Source organism: Shewanella sp. MTB7 (assembly GCF_027571385.1).
GTDB lineage: Bacteria > Pseudomonadota > Gammaproteobacteria > Enterobacterales > Shewanellaceae > Shewanella.
Window position 1 is genome coordinate 1,782,108 of sequence record NZ_CP085636.1, and the last position, 21,515, is coordinate 1,803,622.

General features: G+C 43.1%; 22 protein-coding genes. 20 read left to right on the plus strand and 2 right to left on the minus strand.

Annotation, left to right across the window (positions count from 1 at the left end; genetic code table 11):
- Positions 1–34 precede the first annotated feature (34 nt).
- The 7 genes from HWQ47_RS07420 to HWQ47_RS27965 all read left to right on the plus strand — a co-directional run bounded on the left by HWQ47_RS07420 (position 35) and on the right by HWQ47_RS27965 (position 5,357).
- A complete protein-coding gene (locus HWQ47_RS07420) occupies positions 35–838 on the plus strand; it encodes a sulfite exporter TauE/SafE family protein (protein WP_269970531.1) in 804 nt (267 codons plus the stop codon).
- Between the two features lie 104 nt (positions 839–942).
- Positions 943–1,794 (plus strand): thymidylate synthase, encoded by an 852-nt coding sequence (locus HWQ47_RS07425; protein WP_269970532.1) that lies wholly within the window; start codon positions 943–945, stop codon positions 1,792–1,794.
- 326 nt (positions 1,795–2,120) lie between these two features.
- Positions 2,121–3,320 carry a Na+/H+ antiporter NhaA gene (gene nhaA, locus HWQ47_RS07430; protein WP_269970533.1) on the plus strand — a complete coding sequence of 400 codons (1,200 nt, stop codon included), beginning with the start codon at positions 2,121–2,123 and terminating at the stop codon, positions 3,318–3,320.
- A complete protein-coding gene (locus HWQ47_RS07435) occupies positions 3,317–3,700 on the plus strand; it encodes a hypothetical protein (RefSeq protein ID WP_269970534.1) in 384 nt (127 codons plus the stop codon). Before nhaA ends, HWQ47_RS07435 begins: the two co-directional genes overlap by 4 nt.
- Positions 3,700–4,608, plus strand: coding sequence for a transcriptional activator NhaR (gene nhaR / locus HWQ47_RS07440; protein WP_269970535.1), 909 nt, complete (start codon positions 3,700–3,702; stop codon positions 4,606–4,608). Before HWQ47_RS07435 ends, nhaR begins: the two co-directional genes overlap by 1 nt.
- Before the next feature lie 154 nt (positions 4,609–4,762).
- Positions 4,763–4,963: an FAD assembly factor SdhE gene (locus HWQ47_RS07445; RefSeq protein ID WP_269971688.1), complete on the plus strand. Its 201-nt coding sequence runs from the start codon at positions 4,763–4,765 to the stop codon at positions 4,961–4,963.
- On the plus strand, positions 4,944–5,357 hold the full coding sequence (locus tag HWQ47_RS27965) for a protein YgfX (protein ID WP_326515449.1): 414 nt from the start codon (positions 4,944–4,946) through the stop codon (positions 5,355–5,357). Before HWQ47_RS07445 ends, HWQ47_RS27965 begins: the two co-directional genes overlap by 20 nt.
- 90 nt (positions 5,358–5,447) lie before the next feature.
- Here the strand turns inward: HWQ47_RS27965 and nadB are convergent, their stop codons facing one another.
- Positions 5,448–7,058, minus strand: a complete 1,611-nt coding sequence (nadB, locus tag HWQ47_RS07450) for an L-aspartate oxidase (protein ID WP_269970536.1) — start codon at positions 7,056–7,058, stop codon at positions 5,448–5,450.
- 199 nt (positions 7,059–7,257) lie between these two features.
- On the opposite strand from nadB, the gene rpoE reads away from it, so the two are divergent.
- From rpoE to HWQ47_RS07515, 13 genes are all read left to right on the plus strand, one after another.
- Positions 7,258–7,836 carry an RNA polymerase sigma factor RpoE gene (gene rpoE / locus HWQ47_RS07455; protein WP_269970537.1) on the plus strand — a complete coding sequence of 193 codons (579 nt, stop codon included), beginning with the start codon at positions 7,258–7,260 and terminating at the stop codon, positions 7,834–7,836.
- Between the two features lie 37 nt (positions 7,837–7,873).
- Positions 7,874–8,482 carry a sigma-E factor negative regulatory protein gene (locus HWQ47_RS07460; RefSeq protein WP_269970538.1) on the plus strand — a complete coding sequence of 203 codons (609 nt, stop codon included), beginning with the start codon at positions 7,874–7,876 and terminating at the stop codon, positions 8,480–8,482.
- A gap of 48 nt (positions 8,483–8,530) precedes the next feature.
- Positions 8,531–9,463, plus strand: coding sequence for a MucB/RseB C-terminal domain-containing protein (locus HWQ47_RS07465; RefSeq protein ID WP_269970539.1), 933 nt, complete (start codon positions 8,531–8,533; stop codon positions 9,461–9,463).
- A 16-nt stretch (positions 9,464–9,479) separates the two neighbouring features.
- Positions 9,480–9,935 carry a SoxR reducing system RseC family protein gene (locus tag HWQ47_RS07470; RefSeq protein WP_269970540.1) on the plus strand — a complete coding sequence of 152 codons (456 nt, stop codon included), beginning with the start codon at positions 9,480–9,482 and terminating at the stop codon, positions 9,933–9,935.
- Between the two features lie 445 nt (positions 9,936–10,380).
- Positions 10,381–12,171 carry a translation elongation factor 4 gene (lepA, locus tag HWQ47_RS07475; RefSeq protein ID WP_269970541.1) on the plus strand — a complete coding sequence of 597 codons (1,791 nt, stop codon included), beginning with the start codon at positions 10,381–10,383 and terminating at the stop codon, positions 12,169–12,171.
- Between the two features lie 152 nt (positions 12,172–12,323).
- Positions 12,324–13,241 carry a signal peptidase I gene (lepB, locus tag HWQ47_RS07480; protein ID WP_269970542.1) on the plus strand — a complete coding sequence of 306 codons (918 nt, stop codon included), beginning with the start codon at positions 12,324–12,326 and terminating at the stop codon, positions 13,239–13,241.
- A gap of 1 nt (position 13,242) precedes the next feature.
- Positions 13,243–13,920: a ribonuclease III gene (rnc, locus tag HWQ47_RS07485; RefSeq protein WP_269970543.1), complete on the plus strand. Its 678-nt coding sequence runs from the start codon at positions 13,243–13,245 to the stop codon at positions 13,918–13,920.
- Positions 13,917–14,906: a GTPase Era gene (era, locus tag HWQ47_RS07490; RefSeq protein WP_269970544.1), complete on the plus strand. Its 990-nt coding sequence runs from the start codon at positions 13,917–13,919 to the stop codon at positions 14,904–14,906. Before rnc ends, era begins: the two co-directional genes overlap by 4 nt.
- Positions 14,907–15,057: 151 nt before the next feature.
- Positions 15,058–15,744 carry a DNA repair protein RecO gene (recO, locus tag HWQ47_RS07495; protein ID WP_269971689.1) on the plus strand — a complete coding sequence of 229 codons (687 nt, stop codon included), beginning with the start codon at positions 15,058–15,060 and terminating at the stop codon, positions 15,742–15,744.
- 102 nt (positions 15,745–15,846) lie between these two features.
- A complete protein-coding gene (gene pdxJ / locus HWQ47_RS07500; protein WP_269970545.1) occupies positions 15,847–16,584 on the plus strand; it encodes a pyridoxine 5'-phosphate synthase in 738 nt (245 codons plus the stop codon).
- A 62-nt stretch (positions 16,585–16,646) separates the two neighbouring features.
- Positions 16,647–17,045 carry a holo-ACP synthase gene (acpS, locus tag HWQ47_RS07505; RefSeq protein WP_269970546.1) on the plus strand — a complete coding sequence of 133 codons (399 nt, stop codon included), beginning with the start codon at positions 16,647–16,649 and terminating at the stop codon, positions 17,043–17,045.
- Positions 17,046–18,043: 998 nt separating this feature from the next.
- Positions 18,044–19,221 (plus strand): IS3 family transposase gene (locus HWQ47_RS07510; protein ID WP_269970547.1). Its coding sequence is split into 2 segments (ribosomal slippage): positions 18,044–18,311 and positions 18,311–19,221, totalling 1,179 coding nucleotides; the frame shifts between segments, so codons are not numbered across the junction.
- Between the two features lie 339 nt (positions 19,222–19,560).
- Positions 19,561–20,577 (plus strand): IS110 family transposase, encoded by a 1,017-nt coding sequence (locus HWQ47_RS07515; RefSeq protein ID WP_269967860.1) that lies wholly within the window; start codon positions 19,561–19,563, stop codon positions 20,575–20,577.
- Positions 20,578–20,910: 333 nt separating this feature from the next.
- Here the strand turns inward: HWQ47_RS07515 and HWQ47_RS07520 are convergent, their stop codons facing one another.
- Positions 20,911–21,072 carry a hypothetical protein gene (locus HWQ47_RS07520; RefSeq protein WP_269970548.1) on the minus strand — a complete coding sequence of 54 codons (162 nt, stop codon included), beginning with the start codon at positions 21,070–21,072 and terminating at the stop codon, positions 20,911–20,913.
- Positions 21,073–21,515: the final 443 nt, after the last annotated feature.

Sequence of the window (21,515 nt, forward strand, 5' to 3'; positions counted from 1 at the left end):
AAACTATGGCTCTTTTTTCAGTGAAGGTGTTGCCTTGGATAGCCTAGTTTTAGTTTTTATTAGCTGCTTAGCTTTAGGTGCCGTGATCGGTTTTATGGCAGGGTTGCTCGGGATCGGTGGTGGTGTCATCGCCGTACCAGCCTTGCTTCTCTTACTACCCCGGATAGGTTTTGTGCCAGAAGTTTTGCCCCATGTGGCGATCGCGACCTCACTTGCAGCTATCATCTTTACCTCTCTCTCTTCAGCTCAAGCTCACCACAAACGTGGTAATATTCCCTGGCCTATGTTTAAGCCTATGCTGCCAGGGTTAATCTTAGGTTCCATCTGCTCCGGATTTATCGCTCAAAAGATCAGTGCGGATCAACTGCAGCAGATATTCGCACTTTTTGTGATCTTAATGGCATTTCAGATGGCGTTCCCTTTTCGCGTTACTGTTGAGAATAAGCCGCTTCCCAGTACCCTAACACTATTTTTGACCTCGGTGATTATCGCTATCATTGCGGCCTTAATGGGAATTGGTGGTGGCATTTTACTTATTCCCTTCCTGAGCTGGTGTGGATTACAGATGCGCAATGCCATAGGTTTCTCTTCGGCATCAGGTGTGTTCATCTCTTTGTTTGGTAGTGTGGGCTATGTGATAGCGGGTTGGCAGGTATCAGGATTGCCTGAAGGCACTCTAGGCTATGTTTATTTACCAGCACTTATCGGAATAGTGATAACTTCAGTATTAATAGCACCTCTAGGAGTCAGGGCGGCCAGCATCTGGCCGACTCCGATGTTGAAGAAAATTTTTGCACTCTTGCTTATTTTGACAGGGGTTAAACTCGCATTCATCTAGTAGACTGCAATGGGTTAACAGAATAACGCAGAGTAGAATTATTTAGCTCGTTGCACGGAATTTGTATTTTATTTTAATTAGGCGTCATCAGAGGGACAGTGGTAATGAAGCAGTATTTAGATCTATGTAACAGAATTATCGATAAGGGCACTTGGGTAGAGAATAAGCGTACCGGTAAACGCTGTTTAACTGTGATTAATGCCGATCTGGTTTATAACGTAGCAGATAATGAATTCCCTCTCATTACTACGCGAAAAAGTTTTTGGAAAAGTGCTATTGCTGAGATGTTGGGTTATATACGCGGCTATGATAATGCCGCCGATTTTAGAAAGATAGGCACTAAGACCTGGGATGCAAACGCCAACGACAATCAAGTCTGGCTAAATAACGCACATCGTAAAGGTAAAGATGATATGGGACGGGTTTACGGTGTTCAGGGCCGAGCCTGGAGTAAGCCGGATGGCGGCACAATTGATCAGTTAAGAAAAATTGTAGATAATCTTAAAAATGGCATCGATGATCGGGGTGAGATATTAAGTTTCTATAATCCGGGCGAGTTCCATATGGGATGTTTACGTCCCTGTATGCATACCCATAACTTCTCTTTGCTCGGTGATACTCTCTACTTAAATAGTTTCCAGCGTTCTTGTGATGTGCCACTAGGTTTAAACTTTAATCAGGTACAGGTTTTTGCTTTGTTGGCTATAGTTGCACAAATAACGGGCAAAAAACCAGGAATGGCTTATCACAAAATAGTTAACGCACACATATACGAAGATCAACTTGAGCTTATGCGTGATGTTCAGCTGAAAAGAGTTCCTTATGTGTCACCAAGATTAAGTATCAATCCAGATATTAAATCACTTGAAGATTTAGAAACTTGGGTCACTATGGATGATTTTGAAATATCGGATTATCAGCACCATGATGCGATAAAGTACCCTTTTTCAGTTTAGCCCCTTTACTACCGTTCACTATTCTGTAAATAACTGAATTAAATTAGATAATGGATATTGCATCGATTCATTATCTTAATTATTCTTAAGAATAATCTCTTTTATATACCTGTTTTCTTCGCTGTATTTTAAGCATAAACTTGTTCCTGTTGATATTTGTTTAAACGGAAGAAAAGCTTATACCATTTGGTATTAATTGATAACGAACCAAACTGTCTATACACTCTAAACATCGGAAATTCCGATGTTTAGAGCTGATGGAAACGAATATTCAAGTATATGAGTTTAAGCTAAACTCAATTCATTAAGTTTTTTTGGAGCGAAATATGGAAAGGGCGATTAAGAATTTTATGAGCCAAGAATCGGCAGGCGGCATTTTGTTAATGATTGCAGTCGCACTCGCTATGATAATGGCTAACTCCCCTTTAGCTGATGTTTATCAAGGTTTTCTAGATACCGAGATGCAGGTTCGTGTAGGCAGTTTGGATATTGATAAAACATTAATACATTGGATTAATGATGGCCTGATGGCCCTGTTTTTCATGTTGATTGGACTAGAAGTCAAGCGTGAACTGCTTGAAGGCGCATTGTCGAGTGCAGCTCAGGCATCATTACCTACTTTTGCAGCGATAGGGGGCATGGTCTTCCCAGCTGGTATCTATCTGTTATTTAACTATGGCGATCCTATCACTCAAGCGGGTTGGGCTATTCCAGCAGCGACGGATATTGCCTTCGCATTGGGTGTGATGGCATTGTTAGGCAGTCGTGTCCCTGTCTCGCTGAAAGTCTTCCTCTTAGCCCTAGCTATTATCGATGATTTGGGTGTGGTTGTGATCATCGCTATGTTCTACAGTACAGATCTCTCTATGTTGAGCTTAGTTGTTGCGGGAATGGCAATATTAGGTCTTATTGGGCTTAACCTGAAAGGTGTGACAGCACTGGGGCCATATGGTGTTCTGGGTCTTATCTTATGGATAGCGGTGCTAAAATCAGGTGTTCATGCCACCTTAGCAGGAGTAATTATCGCCTTCTGTATACCATTAAGGGCAAAAGATGGCAGTTCACCATCGGAAAGTTTGGAACATAGCTTACACCCATGGAGTACCTTTATTATCTTACCTATTTTTGCCTTTGCCAATGCAGGGGTAGACTTAAGCCCAATGAGCTTTAGCGATCTGTTATCGCCAGTGCCAGTGGGAATAGCGTTAGGCTTATTGTTAGGTAAGCCATTGGGTGTATTGGTATTTAGTTATATTGGTGTCAAGTTAAAGCTTGCGGTTCTTCCTGAAGGAATGGGCTGGAAACATATTGCTCCAGTGGCTGTGATGTGTGGCATCGGTTTCACTATGTCCATGTTTATCTCTTCACTAGCATTTACAGGTGATGCAGCCGTTAATGGTGACTTTGCAAGACTTGGGATATTGGTGGGGTCATTTGCTTCTGCGCTGATAGGTTACTTCTGGTTATCAAAAGTATTGCCTGAGGTCTCTACGAGCAAAGCAAATATTAAAGGAGAAGTGGTATGAGAACAGTATTAGTAACCTTAGCCCTGAGTTTTGGCATGGCTTTTACAGCGAATGCAAATCAACTAAATGCTTGTAACTCTGATATTGAGAGTGAATCTTGCCACCACTATCTAGAAGGTGTTGTTGATGGTGCTTTGATGTACAAGCCGAATGCTGTAGGGGCTCGTATAGAGACTGACAGTTACGAGTCACGAGCGCTTAAGTATCGTGGTGGTAAGCGTTTTCAAGAGGCGAACCGTACATACTGTGAAGGGCGAATTCCGGATCGTGACGTGCTCGTGAATGGCTTGGCTGAAGCATTCATTGCTGGCAATGTACAAAATGTTGAGATGCTTAATAGTGTGATGTATAACCTGATGGATTGTCAGCGTCTTAAGTAATGTCACATTTAAACTATAATCACCTATATTATTTTTGGATGGTGCATAAAAAAGGCTCGGTAGCAAAAGCTGCTGAGGCTTTATGCTTAACCCCTCAAACGGTGACAGGACAGATCCGTGTACTTGAGACGCGTCTCAAGGGCAGTTTGTTTAAACGAGCAGGGCGTTCGCTTGAACCGACTGAACTTGGCGAGTTAGTGTTTCGTTATGCTGATAAGATGTTTAGTCTAAGTTATGAGATGTTGGACATTCTTAACTATCAAAAAGATGAGAATATTCTATTTGAAGTTGGGATTGCCGATGCACTCTCAAAAGGGCTGGCGAGTCGAGTACTCTTGTCAGTTGTACCCAGTGATGGTTCTATGCACCTTGCTTGCTTTGAGTCGACTCACGAGAGCCTCATGGAACGGTTAAGAGAGCATAAACTGGATATGATCTTGTCAGACTGTGCTGGTGAATCTTTGAAATATCCTGAAATATTATCTAAGAAATTGGGCGAGTGCGGGGTTGCTTTTTTCTCCTCAGAGACGTTTAGTTGTCCTTTTCCTGAGTGTTTAGAACAAGGCAAGTTATTGATCCCTGGCAAACGCTCCTCTCTAGGCCAACAACTTCATCATTGGTTTGATGAAAATGGACTCAACGTGAATATCTTAGGTGAATTCGACGATGCGGCTATGATGAAGGCATTTGGTTATTTCAAGCAGGGAATTTTCGTTGCTCCCTCTATTTATAAACAAGATATTCTCGCCCATGATATGTTTCTTCTCGGTGAAACAACCGACATCAAAGAGGTATATCATGTGATGTTTGCCGAAAGGATGATCCAGCATCCAGCTGTGAAGCGCCTATTGGCAACGGATTTTACCGATCTTTTTGCAGGTCGTGATGCTCAAGTACAGCAACTATAGTTTGAAGAGCACTGTTGAGTTCGTTCATATAGTGTTCGTTCATATTGAAGTCAGTGATTGATAAGATTACACTAGCGACAAAATAAGCGAGAGGTAAGATTACGTGTCTGAACCAATTAAAATAGCGAGAGTGAGATGGGCTTGCCGCAGAGGTATGTTGGAACTTGATGTTCTATTTCAACCTTTTGTTGAAAATCATTATGAGCAGCTGTCTAACCAAGATAAAAACACCTTTGTTCGTTTGTTAGAGGGTGAAGACCCTGTATTATTTGCTTGGTTTATGGGCCATGAAAAGTCCACAGATCCTGAGCTTGCCGAAATGGTAATTCGTGTCCGTGGAAGAGAAGCAGCATAGTTTTAGCTTAATCTCCTCATTCGACCAGCGGTTTTCGTTGGTCGTTCTTGCTTGCTTATGTTTGACTTCATTTCTTGCCTGGCCTCCCTTCGATAATCTGTTCTACCATCTGACTCAAGTAATCTTTTTTTCATTTATGTTGCTGTTTTTTACTGCTCAATTTTGGAAATTAAATTGCTGGAAATGTCAGTTTATTCTCAATGTTGCAGGAGAAGGGAGCCTTGCAGGTGTAGAGAAGTTTACCTTATACAAAAGAGCGTTTGTTTCGCCTTTTATCTGTCTTTTCTATATTGAAACGGAAAAGGGGCTGAGTTTACTGATGGTATGGGCTGATATGTGTGACGACATAAGTTATCGTCACTTGTGTCGTCTGCTGTTAACTAAAAAGCCCTGATCGCTCTGGGCTGAAGCCAAAGTGGCTCTGGAGTTCACTTTGGCTTTAACTGTTGGTGATAAAACTTAAACCGATAGCCATAAATACAGCTTAGTCTGGTTGTAATATCGTTGGGGTTGGCTTAGGCAATTGCTCCGGATAATCAATATTGTAATGGAGACCACGACTCTCTTTACGTTCCATCGCACAACGAATGATCAGTTCGGCGACCTGCACTAAGTTTCTTAACTCTAGCAAGTTGTTGGTGACATGAAAGTTACTGTAATATTCCTGTATCTCCTGCTGCAGCATTAAGCAACGACGCAGAGCACGCTCAAGGCGTTTATCTGAGCGAACAATGCCGACATAATCCCACATAAAAAGCCTAAGCTCATGCCAGTTATGGGCAATCACCACTTCTTCATCTGAATTGGATACTTGGCTCTCATCCCAAGCCGGTAGCGTGCCTGGCATAGGGATTTTGTGCAGTTGACTCGCAATATCTTCACCAGCGGCACGGGCAAAGACTAAGCACTCCAGCAGAGAGTTACTGGCTAAACGATTGGCCCCGTGCAAACCTGTGTAAGCGACTTCACCAATGGCATAGAGACCGTTAAGATCGGTTTGGCCATGCAGATCCGTCATCACACCGCCACAAGTGTAATGCGCAGCGGGAACCACAGGAATGGGATCTGTGGTGATGTCGATACCAAATTCCAGACAACGTTTATGTATTGTTGGAAAGTGCTTGATAACAAAATCGGCTGGTTTATGGCTAATATCGAGATAAACACAATCTGAACCTAAGCGCTTCATCTCATAATCGATGGCTCGAGCAACGATATCCCTTGGTGCCAGTTCGGCGCGTTCATCAAAGTCTGGCATAAAGCGGCTACCATCAGGTCGTCGCAGATAAGCACCTTCACCACGTAACGCTTCAGTGAGAAGGAAGTTTCTGGCATCGGCATGATAGAGACAGGTGGGGTGGAACTGGTTAAACTCCATGTTGGCAACACGGCAACCTGAGCGCCAAGCCATGGCAATACCATCTCCGGAAGCAATATCGGGATTCGATGTATATTGATACACCTTTGAGCATCCGCCAGTCGCTAGAGCAACAAAGCGAGCTTTAACCGTTTCAACATGTTCCTCATCCCTATTCCAGATATAAGCACCGAGTACTCGATTTCCTGAAAGATTCAACTTGCGTGAGGTAATAAGGTCGATGGCGTTATAGCGTTCAAGGACGCGAATATTGGGATGCGCTTTGGCTCTGTCTTGCAGCGTCATCTGAACTTCTTTACCTGTAGCATCTGCGGCATGAAGGATGCGTCTATGACTATGACCGCCTTCTCGGGTGAGATGATAGGGCGCTTTGCTGGCATCTCCTTTGAAATTTTCCTCTTTATCAAATGCGACGCCACATTCGATTAGCCACTCCATGGCGCTTTTTGCATTCTTAGCGGTGAACGTGACAACTGATTCATCACATAAACCAGCACCGGCAATTAAAGTATCAGCAACATGGGACTCTATAGTGTCATCTTCATCGAAAACTGAGGCAATACCTCCTTGGGCATAATATGTCGAACCTTCACTTAAAGGTCCTTTAGATAATATTATAACTTGTGACTTTTCAGCAAGATACAAAGCGAGTGTTAGGCCGGCAGCGCCACTGCCAATAACCAAAACGTCAGATTGGTGTTCAACTACTTGTTTCATCAGGTATCATGGTAAGTCTATGGGTGTCATCTATGGTAAACCAAGTCAACAAATATGGATACATCCCTAGCTAACAGAAAATAAATTCAACTTTATGCAACTTTTTTAGAACTTTTCAGAAGTAAGCTAGTCTACATATGTGAATATGATTCGAGCGACTGAGAAATCAGCATTTTAGATTTAGGAGTAGTCGGCTCGGATGAGTGGACAAATAAGTGATCAACAGCTAGTTGAACGAGTGCAACAGGGAGATAAGAACGCTTTTAACCTCTTAGTGCAAAAGTATCAAAACAAGGTCATGAGTTTGATTTCGCGTTATGTACGCAATCAGGCTGACGTTGCTGATGTGGCTCAAGAAGCGTTTATAAAAGCTTATCGAGCATTGCCTAATTTCAGAGGAGAAAGTGCATTCTATACTTGGTTGTATCGGATTGCAGTTAATACTGCAAAAAACCATTTAGTGGCACAGGGGCGCCGCGCACCTGCAAATGATATCGATGTTGAAGATGCTGAGTATTATGATGGTAGTGATGCGTTAAAGGAGTTTGCCTCTCCAGAGCGTTTGATGATGTCAGAGGAGATCCAGAAAGTGATCTTTGACACATTAGATACTCTGCCAGAAGAATTAAAGATGGCTATCTCGTTACGTGAGCTCGATGGTATGAGTTACGAAGAGATCGCTAATGTAATGGACTGTCCCGTTGGTACCGTAAGATCTCGCATCTTTAGGGCCAGAGAGGCAATCGATAAAAAGCTTCAGCCTTTGCTTGAGCAGTAATCTTTTTTACTAATTATATGTAATATACAGGTGATAAATGGATAAATTAGGTCAGGAATGGGTATCCGCTGCCGTCGATGGTGAAGTCGATGCGCAGACGTTAGCTGAACTTTCAGCTGATAAGGGTTCACATGAACAGTGGCGTGATTATCATATGATAGGCGATGCAATGCGTGGTGAGCTGCCTAGAACAATGAATTTAGATCTCAGTGCAAGTATTGCGGCTGCAATTGAATTAGAACCAACGATTTTGCTACCGGTTCAACCTAAGCTTGATGAATCACAACCAGCTAAAAAGTCGAACGTGATCCCGCTGTTTAAGCAGTTTGGTCAATATGCGATTGCCGCGAGTGTGGCGCTATTTGCTGTGATTGGAGTACAAAATTACAATCAAGAAAGTGCTATCGACGCATCGCCTTTGCCAGTATTGAATACTCGTCCTCTTGTTGGCAGTGTGACACCAGTCAGTCTGCAGACGGGCTCAGTTCAGCAAAATCAAGGCTATAGCAATGTACAGATCATGGAGCAACGTCAACGTATCAATGCATATATCCAAGATCATATGTTGCAGCAAAGATTGAATAATGGGGTTAAGATAGGCGACAATAGTAATAGCGAACACAATGTTGTTCCTGTGAACAATTAGTACTAAAGGTACTATTCTCTATTTTAGTTATACTCGTGAGGAGTTAGCTTGCGTCTTTTCCTGTTAGCACTGTTAGTTTTACATTTTCCTGCGATGGCGCAGGAAGATATGTCGGCAAAAGCTTGGCTAGATAATATGAGCCAAGCTCTGCGTGAACAAGAATACAAAATCTCCCTAATTCAGCTCCAAGCGGATCATATACGCCCTTTAGTTTATATCCATGGCAAGATTGAAGATCAAGAGGTTGCTTTTCTTGAGCATCTTAATGGTCCACCTAAAAATGCTGTAAGAGTTGGCGATACCGTCACTTTCATCGAACATGATCAACCTGCCTACAGTGTAAATGCAAATCGGATACCAGGTATTTTACCACCAGTCTTTGCTGGCGATATTTCAGCTTTGGAGTCGGGTTATACATTCGTGTTGGGCGGTCGTAGCCGGTTAGCTGGACGTCCTAGTCAATTAGTGCGAATTATTCCAGTTGATGACTTTAGATACGGGTATCAAGTCTGGTTGGATTTAGATACTTATCTGCCTTTACGCTATGACATGTTAACCCAAGACAAGCAGTTACTAGAACAGCTTTTAGTCGTTGAACTCCTTGTGTTAGATGATGTTCCAACGATACTCAATCAAGCCTATAAGCAACAGTGGCCAGGTGTGATAGCCCAACCTACTCGTGATGCAGGTGATAACTGGAAGTTTAAGTGGTTACCTGAAGGCTTTAAGGTGCTAGTGAAAGACAGCCACAGATTAATGGGGAGCCATGAAGCAGTTGAATATATTGCCTTAAGTGACGGTATTGCCAACATCTCGGTGTATGTCGCTAGGGCTGGAGATGCAATGATGCCTGAAGAGTTGGTCACTAGAAATGGTCTATCTTTAGCGACAGAGCGTATCGGTAATGCCGAAGTGGTTGCCGTTGGTAAAGTCCCTGCTGAAACGCTATCCCGTATTGCTAAAAGTATCACTATCGAATAGTTGTTGAGTATATTTTATGATGGAAGAGATGGCAAAAGTACTCACGTGTGATGGCAGCGGTTGGGTAACGGTTGAAGTTCAGGTGAAGAATGCCTGTAATCATTGTGATAACAGCGAGTCATGTGGAACTTCGGCCGTTTCTAAAGCGTTTTCACCCAAGGTGCAGTATTTTTCAATTCCATCGGATGAACAATATGCTCCTGGTGATTTGTTGAAACTAGGCTTGCCTGAGAGCGTGATTTTAAAAGCGGCTGCCTTGGTTTATCTATTGCCCTTGACTGGGCTTTTCGTTGGTGTGGCGTTAACATCAATACTTAGCAGCCTATTTAGCTTAGCGGCCACTGATCTGGTGGTCATTCCATCTGCGCTTGCTGGTGCATTGCTGTTTTGGCTTGTAGCAAGAAGAGTTGCAAGGCGGATGGAAAATGATAGTCAGCCAGTGATTATTTCTCATCTCGGCCATTCAATATAGTGCTTTTGATGCAAGGCCATTAATTGCTCCTCGGCATTTGTTCCTGACAATGCTCTACCTCCTATATCCGTATAGTCCTGCACTAATGGCATTCGTAACATCTGATCTCCACGGCCTTAAGCGTTCCATACGCTTTAAGGATATTTCCCATATCCCTATGGGTCATTGGAGGAAATGTCTTAAGTGTGTAGGAAACATACAAGACCATGTTGTTCGCAACGAGTAAGGAACATAGTGTTCTATGTTTAAGCTCGTTAACACCGCATCGGATGCGCTAAAACTCGCCTGTAAGGAGTGTTTTGGGCTGGCTACTTTTGCGTTGAGTGAGTTTGCCAAAAAACACGCTGAGTTGAACACTTTCTTATATTGATTGGTATTGATAGCCCAATCGGGTACAATTCGGCACTTTCAAAAATTCTAACTTCGAGTACTCATCAGCCATATCATGAAGCACATTAGAAACTTTTCAATTATTGCCCATATCGATCACGGCAAATCAACACTCTCTGACCGATTGATCCAAGAATGCGGCGGTCTTTCTGAGCGTGAAATGGCAGCCCAAGTTTTGGATTCAATGGATATTGAACGCGAACGTGGTATTACCATTAAAGCGCAAAGTGTGACACTCAATTACACCGCATTAGATGGTGAAACGTACCAGTTGAACTTTATTGATACGCCAGGTCACGTCGATTTTTCCTATGAAGTTTCTCGTTCTTTAGCTGCTTGCGAAGGTGCACTGTTAGTTGTCGATGCTGGACAGGGCGTGGAAGCACAAACTCTAGCAAACTGCTATACGGCGCTAGAGATGGACATGCACGTTGTTCCAGTTCTAAATAAGATTGATTTGCCACAAGCAGATCCAGATCGTGTTGCCGAAGAGATTGAAGACATTGTCGGAATCGAAGCGACAGATGCGGTTCGTTGCTCGGCTAAAACTGGTGTGGGTATTAAAGACGTACTGGAAGTTATTGTTGCTGAAATACCACCACCAGAAGGTGATGTCGATGGACCACTACAGGCTTTGATCATCGATTCTTGGTTCGATAGTTACCAGGGTGTTGTGTCACTGGTTAGAATTAAAAATGGTGTGTTGAAAAAAGGCGATAAGTTTAAGGTTATGTCCACAGGGCAAAACTATAACGCGGATCGTGTGGGTATATTTACACCTAAGCAAACCGATACTACGGTACTGAGAACCGGTGAAGTAGGCTATGTCATTGCAGGCATTAAAGAGATCCACGGTGCGCCAGTAGGTGATACCTTGACTCACGCTAAGCATGGTGCAGAAAAAGCGCTTGCCGGTTTTAAAAAGGTTAAACCCCAGGTTTATGCGGGTCTATTCCCTATTTCGACTGATGATTATGAGAACTTTCGTGATGCATTGAACAAGCTTAGCTTGAATGATGCTTCGTTGTTCTTTGAGCCTGAAACCTCATCGGCACTAGGTTTTGGTTTCCGCATTGGTTTCCTAGGCCTACTTCACATGGAGATCATCCAAGAGCGTCTGGAACGTGAATACGATCTAGAGCTTATTACTACAGCCCCTACGGTTGTGTATGAGATTATCACTACAAATGGCGATACCATTTACGTTGATAATCCATCAGATCTACCTGCAATCAATAATATTACTGAGATGCGTGAGCCCATCGTCGAAACCAATATTCTGGTACCAAAAGAGTATTTGGGCAACGTGATCACCTTATGTATTGAAAAGCGCGGCGTACAAAAGAACTTGGTTTACCATGGTAATCAAGTGGCATTAACCTATGAGTTGCCTATGGCTGAAGTGGTCATGGACTTCTTTGACCGTCTGAAGTCAACCAGTCGTGGTTACGCCTCTCTTGAGTATAACTTTATCCGTTTTGAACCCGCTGATATGGTGCGTTTAGATGTCTTGATTAACGGTGACAGAGTCGATGCGTTAGCCATGATCATTCACAAAGGATTGATCCGCTCTAAAGGTCTGGCTCTTGTGAATAAGATGAAAGAGCTTATTCCACGTCAGATGTTTGATATTGCGATTCAAGCTGCGGTAGGCACTCAGGTCATCGCTCGTTCATCGATTAAAGCGATGCGTAAAGACGTAACAGCTAAATGTTATGGTGGTGACGTTTCCCGTAAGAAGAAGCTGTTGAATAAGCAGAAAGAGGGTAAAAAACGCATGAAGCAGGTCGGTAATGTGGAAGTGCCACAAGAAGCCTTCCTTGCAGTATTAAAGCTTAACGATTAATAAATTGATCCATTAATTAAATGGTTAAAATTTGTTAATAGACAGCGCCGCAGTTTGCGGCGCTTTCGTTAGTGCAGTATAAATGTGGTACCGATTCACTAACTGAGTTAGTGACTATTAAATTTTATGATTAAGGCAGGAGTTAATTATCTATGGCAGCCTATTTTTCCCTCATTTTGGTATTGGTGACCTTGTGCAGTGGCCTGATTTGGATGGCCGATGCATTGTTACTTGCACCTAAGCGCCGAGAGAAGCTTGCATTGGCTCAAGCAGCCAATGCAGATCTTAGTGAGGAAATAGCCGAGAAAATCACCCGTGAACCCACGTTAGTAGAAACCTCGCGCTCCATCTTTCCAGTGATTGCATTTGTACTCATTTTGCGTTCATTTATCTATGAACCGTTTCAGATCCCATCAGGCTCTATGATGCCAACTTTATTGGTGGGCGATTTTATTCTGGTTGAAAAGTTTACCTATGGTCTTAAAGATCCGGTTTGGCGCAGTCAGCTAGTCGAAAACGGTAAGCCTGAACGTGGCGATGTCGCGGTATTTAAATACCCCGTTGATCCCAGAATTGATTACATTAAGCGTGTGGTTGGTTTGCCTGGCGATAGAATTGTCTATCGTAATAAGCAACTTTATATCCAGCCAGCTTGCGTTGAAGGGGCTGAAACTTGCCCTGAACTTAAACAAGTGCCTCGCATCTCTGTAAATCAAGGTGAGTTTACCCATAACGGTACACCACTTTTACGCTATACCGAGAAGTTGGGTGATGTTAGTCATGATATTTTGATTGATCCAAGTCGACCCGATCCCGTGAATTACTACTTCCGTGAAGGCAATTTACCCGTCGGTGAGTTTATTGTGCCAGAAGGTCAATATTTCATGATGGGCGATAATCGCGATAATAGTACTGACAGTCGTTTTTGGGGATTTGTACCTGAAGAGAACTTAGTTGGCAAGGCTGTTGCGATCTGGATAAGTTTTGAGTTTGACCGTGTTAAAGCCGATTTTTTACCCACTTGGATACCAACAGGTGTTCGTTTTGAACGTGTAGGCGGTATTACATAAGATGGAACCGATTAAGAACATACCTAGACTATGTAGAACCTTAGGTTATGACTTTAATGAACTTGCTTTGCTTGATCATGCACTGACACACCGTAGTGCAGCGAGTAAGCACAACGAAAGATTAGAGTTCCTTGGGGACTCTATATTGTCGATCATAATTTCTGACGCATTATTTCATCAATTTCCTAAAGCAACTGAGGGTGATCTTAGTCGCATGAGAGCCACTTTAGTGTGTGGTAAAATGTTGGCAGAGATTGGATTTGAGTTTAAGTTAGGTGATTACCTAAAACTGGGTCCGGGCGAGCTAAAAAGTGGTGGATTCCGTCGTGAATCTATTATTGCGGATGCAGTTGAAGCGATTATTGGTGCCGTTTATATCGATGCTGATCTAGAGGTAACCCGTAGCTTAGTGCTTGGATGGTACAAGACACGTCTTGAGATTATTGAACCGATTAATCAAAAAGATCCAAAAACCCTGTTGCAAGAGTTGTTACAAGGTTTCAAAAAACCGCTCCCTGTCTACAAAGTGACAGATATTAGAGGGGAAGCGCACGCGCAAACCTTTACGATTGAGTGTTATGTTGAAGAGTTGCGTAAACCCGTTGTTGGGATTGCGAGTTCCCGAAGAAAAGCCGAGCAGCTTGCCGCTGCCCAGGCTTTGGAGTTAATAAAACGATGAGCAAGAAAGATAGCAGTGGTAAGAGCGAGCCTAATTTAGACGACCTACTAGCACAAATGAATAATCCATCATCAGCGGCTAAGTACGATGTGACTTACTGTGGCATGGTCGCGATTGTAGGTCGCCCTAACGTAGGTAAATCGACACTGTTGAATCATCTGCTTGGTCAGAAGATCAGTATTACCTCTAAGAAGCCTCAGACAACTCGTCACCGTATTATGGGGATTCATACTGTTGCAGAGCGTCAGGTGGTGTTTATCGACACGCCTGGCCTGCACATGGATGAGAAGCGTGCCATTAACCGCTTGATGAATCGTGCTGCGGCCAGTTCGTTAGCGGAAGTCAGCTTGGTTATCTTTGTCGTTGATGGCATGACCTGGACTCCTGATGATGACATGGTGCTGCGAAAACTTCAGAGCCGCGATGATGGTCGTAAGACTGTGCTTGCTGTGAACAAGGTCGATAATATCAAAGATAAAGAGTTGTTGTTTCCTTATCTTGAAGAGCTATCTAAGAAGTTTCCTTTTGATGAAATCTTACCGATTTCAGCGACCAAAGGGACTAACGTGAAACGCATCTTAGAGATGTCAATTGCATCTGTGCCAGAATCAGCCCACTTCTTCCCTGAAGATTATGTGACCGATCGCTCGCAGAAGTTTATGGCATCTGAAATCGTGCGTGAGAAATTGATGCGTTTTCTTGGTGACGAGCTGCCATACGATTGCACTGTTGAAATTGAACAGTTTAAGATGATGGAAAACGGCGTTTATCAGATTAACGCATTAGTGCTGGTTGAGCGTGAAACGCAAAAGCGCATGGTTATCGGCAACAAAGGCGAGCGTATTAAAACGATCAGCTCTGCTGCTCGTAAAGATATGGAAGTCATGTTTGATAATAAAGTCTTCCTTGAAATGTGGGTTAAGGTTAAGTCTGGCTGGGCCGATGATGAGCGCGCGCTGCGTAGCTTAGGTTATGGCGACGAATAATAAAGTAAGCATATGAAGCTGCTTACTTTATTGTGACAGCTTCGTTGAGTTTTTAGTCTATAAATACGATAAAAGTATGAGTCGAGCTCTGAATGATGATCACCGTTTAACGAGTCGGTTATATGATGAGCCTAGTTTTGGAACTGATACCATGCAACGTGGATATGTACTTCATACACGCCCTTTTACGGATTCGAGCGTACTGGTCAATATGTTGATCGATGGCTTAGGTCGTGTGGATTGTGTTGCTCGTTTAGGCAGCGGCAAGACCTCGATTAAGAGTATCCTTCAACCTTTTCAGCCGCTGATTTTTGAACTATCCGGTCGTACGAGTCTCAAGAACCTTATTCAGGTTGAAGCAGGCAGCCCCGCAGTACCTATTCGTGGTGAAGTGAGTTTTGCTGGCTTTTACCTTAATGAACTCATGGTGCGCTGTATTAGTGTCGATCATGGCGCAGAGCAGCTGTTTTTTGTTTATCATAAAACCTTAATGGCCATGGCGGCAGGATTTTGTCAAAGTCAACTGCGCTATTTTGAACTGAGTCTGCTTAAAGAAATAGGCTTGATGCCAACCCTCAATGTGGATATTTCTCAGGATGCGATAGAGCCTGATTACTTCTATAGACTATTACCCGATCAGGGTTTTGTTAGTGCGCTTGGGCCTAAAACATCACATTATAGCGGCGAAATGTTATTGGCACTTGAGACTCACTCTCTGCAAGCTGAACACTTCAAGCAAGCGAAACACTTGATGCGGCTGTTACTTGCACCCTGTTTAGGGGATAAACCCCTTAAGTCTCGTGCTTTGTTCAAAACAAAATCCCAATACGCAAAATAGGTAAATTGACTAAATCTAATAGGTTAAGCCTTACAGAGACTAGTATTTCACCTCTAAATTCGTACAATAGCTGCAAATAATTCTATATCTTAAGGAGATTCCATGAGCCGTATTCTACTAGGTGTTAATATTGATCACATCGCGACATTACGTCAGGCCCGTGGGACATCGTATCCGGATCCTGTTCATGCCGCCGCGGTTGCTGAGCATGCCGGCGCTGAAGGTATTACTGTGCATTTGCGTGAAGATAGACGTCACATAATAGACAGAGATATCTATATCTTGGCTAAGACAATAAAGACGCGTATGAACTTCGAAATGGCAGTGACCGATGAGATGCTCGACATTGCCTGTGAAGTTAAACCGACTTACGTCTGCTTAGTGCCAGAAAAACGTGCAGAATTGACGACTGAAGGTGGCTTAGACGTCGCTGGTCAAATGGGAAAAATTGCTGCAGCCGTGCAACGTCTCGATGACGAAGGCATTAAAGTCTCACTGTTTATTGATGCTGATAAAGCTCAAATAGATGCTGCCGTTGCAGTGGGGGCTCCCGTCATTGAAATTCATACTGGCTGCTATGCCGATGCGACTAATGATGCGGATCAAGCTAAAGAGCTGGCTCGTATTACCGAGATGGCAACTTACGCACACGCTAAAGGCTTAGTGGTTAATGCTGGCCACGGGCTCCATTATCACAACGTGAAGCCAATAGCGGCAATTCCAGAGTTGTATGAGCTTAACATTGGTCATGCCATCATCGCCCGTGCTGCCATTGATGGTCTGGCGACTGCGGTTAAAGACATGAAGCAGTTAATGGATGAAGGTCGCAGAGGCGAGTAGATATCTCAGTTCCTAGGGCCTAGGTTCTAGGAACTCTTCATTTCTCTGCTATAAGGAAATATATGATTGTTGGTTTAGGTACTGATATTGTTGAGATTAAACGTATCGAAAACAAGGTTCCGGCAGCAGGAGAATTGGATAGTCTTGCTAAGTGCCGCTTAGCTAAGCGGGTCCTCACTGAGCCTGAAATGACCATCTTTACCGCCTCATCTCAACCCGGACGCTACCTTGCTAAGCGCTTTGCTGCTAAAGAAGCTGCCGCCAAAGCCCTCGGCACAGGTATCGGCCGTGGTATCTCGTTTCAACATATCGAGATAAGTAACGATGCTAATGGTGCCCCGTTAGTGAGTTTCAGCGGCGGCGCGGCTGAACGACTCGCACTGTTAGGCGGTATGCGTGGCCATATCTCTATTGCCGATGAGAAGCACTACGCAACTGCAACAGTTATTCTTGAATCATAAATAGTTTGAATCTTAAGGATAAGATTCTATTATCCCTTTAAGTTGTCATTTGAGAGTTGATTGAAGGTTGTCCCTTCATTGTTGTTTATCGCCTCCGGCGTGGTATGAGCATTATTTTTTTGAAAAGGTTCTGCGAGACACCGCGAGTACAGATCCTGTAGTTATCTTTGATGACATTCTCTTATTTAGCTTCTGGCCGGTTTGACATTTGGTGGTGTGTTTGAAGGCCGTTCCTTCACTGTTATCAATCGCTTCGATTTGGCTTGTGATGTTGTACTTTGTTTTTGCACTTCTCCGTGGTCTCTGTGTTCCAACAACGTCCCTGTTTAACGGCCAATTCGCTATCCCTAGCTCTCGCTTATTAGCACATGGCTTTGCCATATTCGCCGTGGTGAATAGTCTTTGTTTGGATTGTTTAACTAAGAGACAAAAGCTTGTTCTCACCACGGAGCGCTTCACTTCACTTCACGGAGTACACGGAGGTAAAGATGGAGGTAAATCGACTTTGAAGAAGATTACATTCTCTGATTTAGCTTTTGACTGAGCTGATATTGGGTGAGTTGTCGAATCTTGTATTTTCGTTGCTGCTTATCGCCTCCAGCTAGGTATGTGCACTATTTCTTTGAGAGGGTTCTGCGAGACGGTGAGTGAAGCGAAGCTTTAAGTTAACGAACGAGAAGCATGGGTGCTGAACTGGCTTTTAGGTAGGGATATAGTTGCAAGCACATCTGATCTCCATGGTCTTAAGCGTTCCAGACGCTTTAAAGACATTTCCCATATCCCTATGGGTCAGTGGAGGAAATGCAGAAAAATGTCTGGAACATTTTCTGCCATGTGAGCTCTATCAAAACCAATAACGTCTCTGATAAAACGGCCAGTTCGAAATCCCAACCTTTCGCTTATTAACACATAGCTTCGCCGTGATTGAAGTGGCATAGTTAATTTGGCCACCTAGTTAGAGGTTGATATCATAGCCTCATTATTATTTAAGTGATCGTATGACTAAGCGCTTAAAACGTAACTTTACTCCCGAATTCAGATTAGAAGCTGCACTACTAGTTGTTGAACAAAACTATTCAGTTGCAGAAGCTGCTAACGCTATGGAAGTCGGTAAATCAACAATGGATAAGTGGGTTCGTCAACTCAAAGATGAACGGAATGGCGGAAAACCGAAAGCGACCCCATTGACGCCTGAACTGTTAAAAATAAGGGAGTTAGAACGAAAAATAATTAGGATGGAAAGAGAGAACGACATCCTAAAAAAGGCTACTGCTCTCTTGGTGTCAGACTCTCTCAAAGATTTGTAATTGTTGAGAATATCAAGCAGAGCTATCCAGTTAAAGAGGTGTGTGATGTGCTTGGGATTCATCGAAGTAGTTATCGTTATTGGCATTCAAAATCTAAGCAAGTAAGCTTGAGTGATATTAAACTTCAGAGTGAGGTGAAAATAGCACATAAGGAAAGTGGCGGCTCAGCTGGCGCAAGAACTATTTCAAGCATATTAGCTCAACGAGGAATATTACTAAGCCGCTACAAATCAGATAAGATGATGAGAAAGCTAAATTTAGTAAGTTGTCAGGTAAAGGCTCATCGCTATAAGAAAGCAACAAATGAACACTTGGAAATCCCTAATACATTAAATAGACAATTTGCAGTAACAGAGCCTAACCAAGTCTGGTGTGGCGATGTCACTTACGTCTGGGCAGGAAACCAGTGGCTCTATCTTGCAGTCGTTATTGACTTGTTTTCTCGAAAAGTCATCGGCTGGGCCACCTCTAAATCGCCTGATACAGGGTTAACAGAGAAAGCTCTTTCAATGGAATTTGCTGTTAGGAAACAGCCGAAAGGCGTTATGTATCATTCAGATCAAGGCTGCCATTACACTAGCAAACAATTTAGGCAGCTATTGTGGCGATATCAGATAGAACAAAGCATGAGTCGGCGAGGTAACTGTTGGGATAATGCCCCAATGGAGCGATTTTTTAGAAGTTTTAAAACAGAATGGATGCCAAGGGCGGGTTACCCTTCATTTTATGATGGTAAGAAGGCAATAAGCCATTATATCGTGAGATATTATAATCAAGTCAGGCCACATCAGTATAACGGTGGGTTGACTCCAGTGGAGTCTGAACGGTTATTTCAGAATGATTCCAAGTCCGTGGCCAAAATTAGTTGACCACTTCAAATGAAGGCTGAATACATTTTCTGGTTTGGTTCATTTGAATTTTTGGTATTGGGTGAGCTTTTGAAGGTCTGCCCTTCATTGTGATCTATCGCTTGCAGCGTGCTTACGTGCAAGTAATCTCTCGGTACGCTGTAAACCCATCCATGGGCGCTCTACGATTTCATCCTTGAAATCGAAGTCCTCGAGCTCACTTACACCTGTTCATAAGCCTCTTCGATTTGGCTTTGTCTGTGACCTAAGATTTAAGTTACTGACTCGTTAATAAGATGGTACGCCCCAACCTAGTGTTAAACTCCAGTTTGTCTGGTTAACAAATAAGAGGTGATCATCATGTCTAACTTTCGCGTTATAGGGATTGATTTAGGTAAAAGCACATTTCATCTTATTGCTCATGACTATGCCGGGAGGGAAGTGCTTCGTAAGAAATTAACCAGACCGAGGCTGATTCAATTTTTATCCATTCAAGAGCCAACCATCATTGCAATGGAAGCCTGTGGTGGCTGCCATTGGCTTGCTAGAAAATGTGAGTCATATGGTCATCAAGTTAAATTGATCCCCGCTCAATATGTAAAACCTTACGTTAAAACTCACAAAAATGACTTCATTGATGCAGATGCCATTGCTGAAGCGGCAATGAGGCCCAGCATGAGATTCACATCACCAAAAAGTGAAACCGCACAAGTCGCCACTGTCATTCGTCGTATACGTTCGGGCTACATCAAAGAAAGAACTGCCAGCATGAATAGAATTGGCTCTATGTTGCTTGAGTTTGGTATGAGCTTTCCTAGAGGCCATGCCCATATGAAAAAGCTGTTCCAATGGCTAGCAGATAAAGGTGAACCGATCCCTTTAACATTGATGGTCGAGTTGCAGGAGTTACATGAATACTACAAACATCTGAACGAATTAATAAAAAAACAAGATAAGAAATTGCAGTTGTTACTTAATGAAAACCCATTAATGCAGTTACTACAGTCAATACCTGGTGTAGGGCCAATGACAGCTGCTTGTTGCTTATCAAATGTAGGGAACGCATCAGATTTTAAGAATGGCCGAAATTTTGCTGCTTGGATTGGTCTGGTTCCGTTTCAATACTCCACAGGGGGAAAGACAAGAATGCTTGGCATTTCTAAACGGGGTAATAAAGAACTGCGAGAATTGTTTGTTGATGCCGCACGAGTCATTGTGTCAAGGCCTGAGACATCTGAACGGTATTTTGGTCATTGGTTAACAGAGTTAAGAATGAGGAAACCGTTCAATGTTGCGGTTGTCGCATTAGCAAATAAATTAGCGCGTATAGCTTGGTCAGTAATGACAAGCCAGAAAGCGTTTGAGTTAAGAGTTTAAATCGAGTTACTACCGAGTTTGCAGATGATAAAAATAGATGACAAAACGGTTAGACCACCAGATTGAAGACCTGATGGACAGAACAGCAATTAATATGCTTTCTCGTTTTTGAGGACAATCTGGCGCGGATCTCATCGTAGAGCTGGGACTAATGAAGGTCTCAATAGACTCTGAATACATTAGCGCAAACCAACTCCTGTTATCTTGCTTTATTATTTGCAATAACGGGGCGTACCATACATTCTGTCCAAAACCTTCCTAGAATCACTCAATCTCTGAGTGTGATCACCAAGGGACTTTGTCGTACAAAACCTAAATCGAAGAGATAAAAAATCAGGTGTGAATGCGGCTATGACCTTCGACAGCATGGCGAGGTTTTACAGGGTGAAACTCTTCGAGCGGGAGATAGGGATATCGAACTGGCCTTTTAACAGGGAGGTTATTGGCTGTCGTAGAGCCCACAGGGCAGAAAATGTTCCAGATATTTTTCTGCATTTTCTCCGTCCCTGGAGGTCAGATGTGCTTGCAACGATATCCCTATCTTAATGCCAGTTCAGCCTCCATGCTTCTCGTTCGTTAGCTTGAAGCTATGCTTCACCCACCGTGTCATAGAAGTATTTACACATAGGGGGCGTTCATTCACATCAGTGTGATCACGACATTCGTATATCCATATACAGCACATTCTGCAAGCAATAGATATCAACGAAGCTATGCCTATCTGGCAATAACCAAATACGAATTTAGCTAAATGAACCCAACCAGAAAGATACTTAAAACTTGTTATCAGGCAAGTGCTAATCCTTTTGATAACTGCTTAGAATCGATGGTCGAGAATTTTTCTCAGTAAACTTTGATACATTAGGCGCAAAAGGCGTAATCTAATACTAATCAGTATCAATCCTCAGTGACTGAATCATCACAACCTATATAGGAAT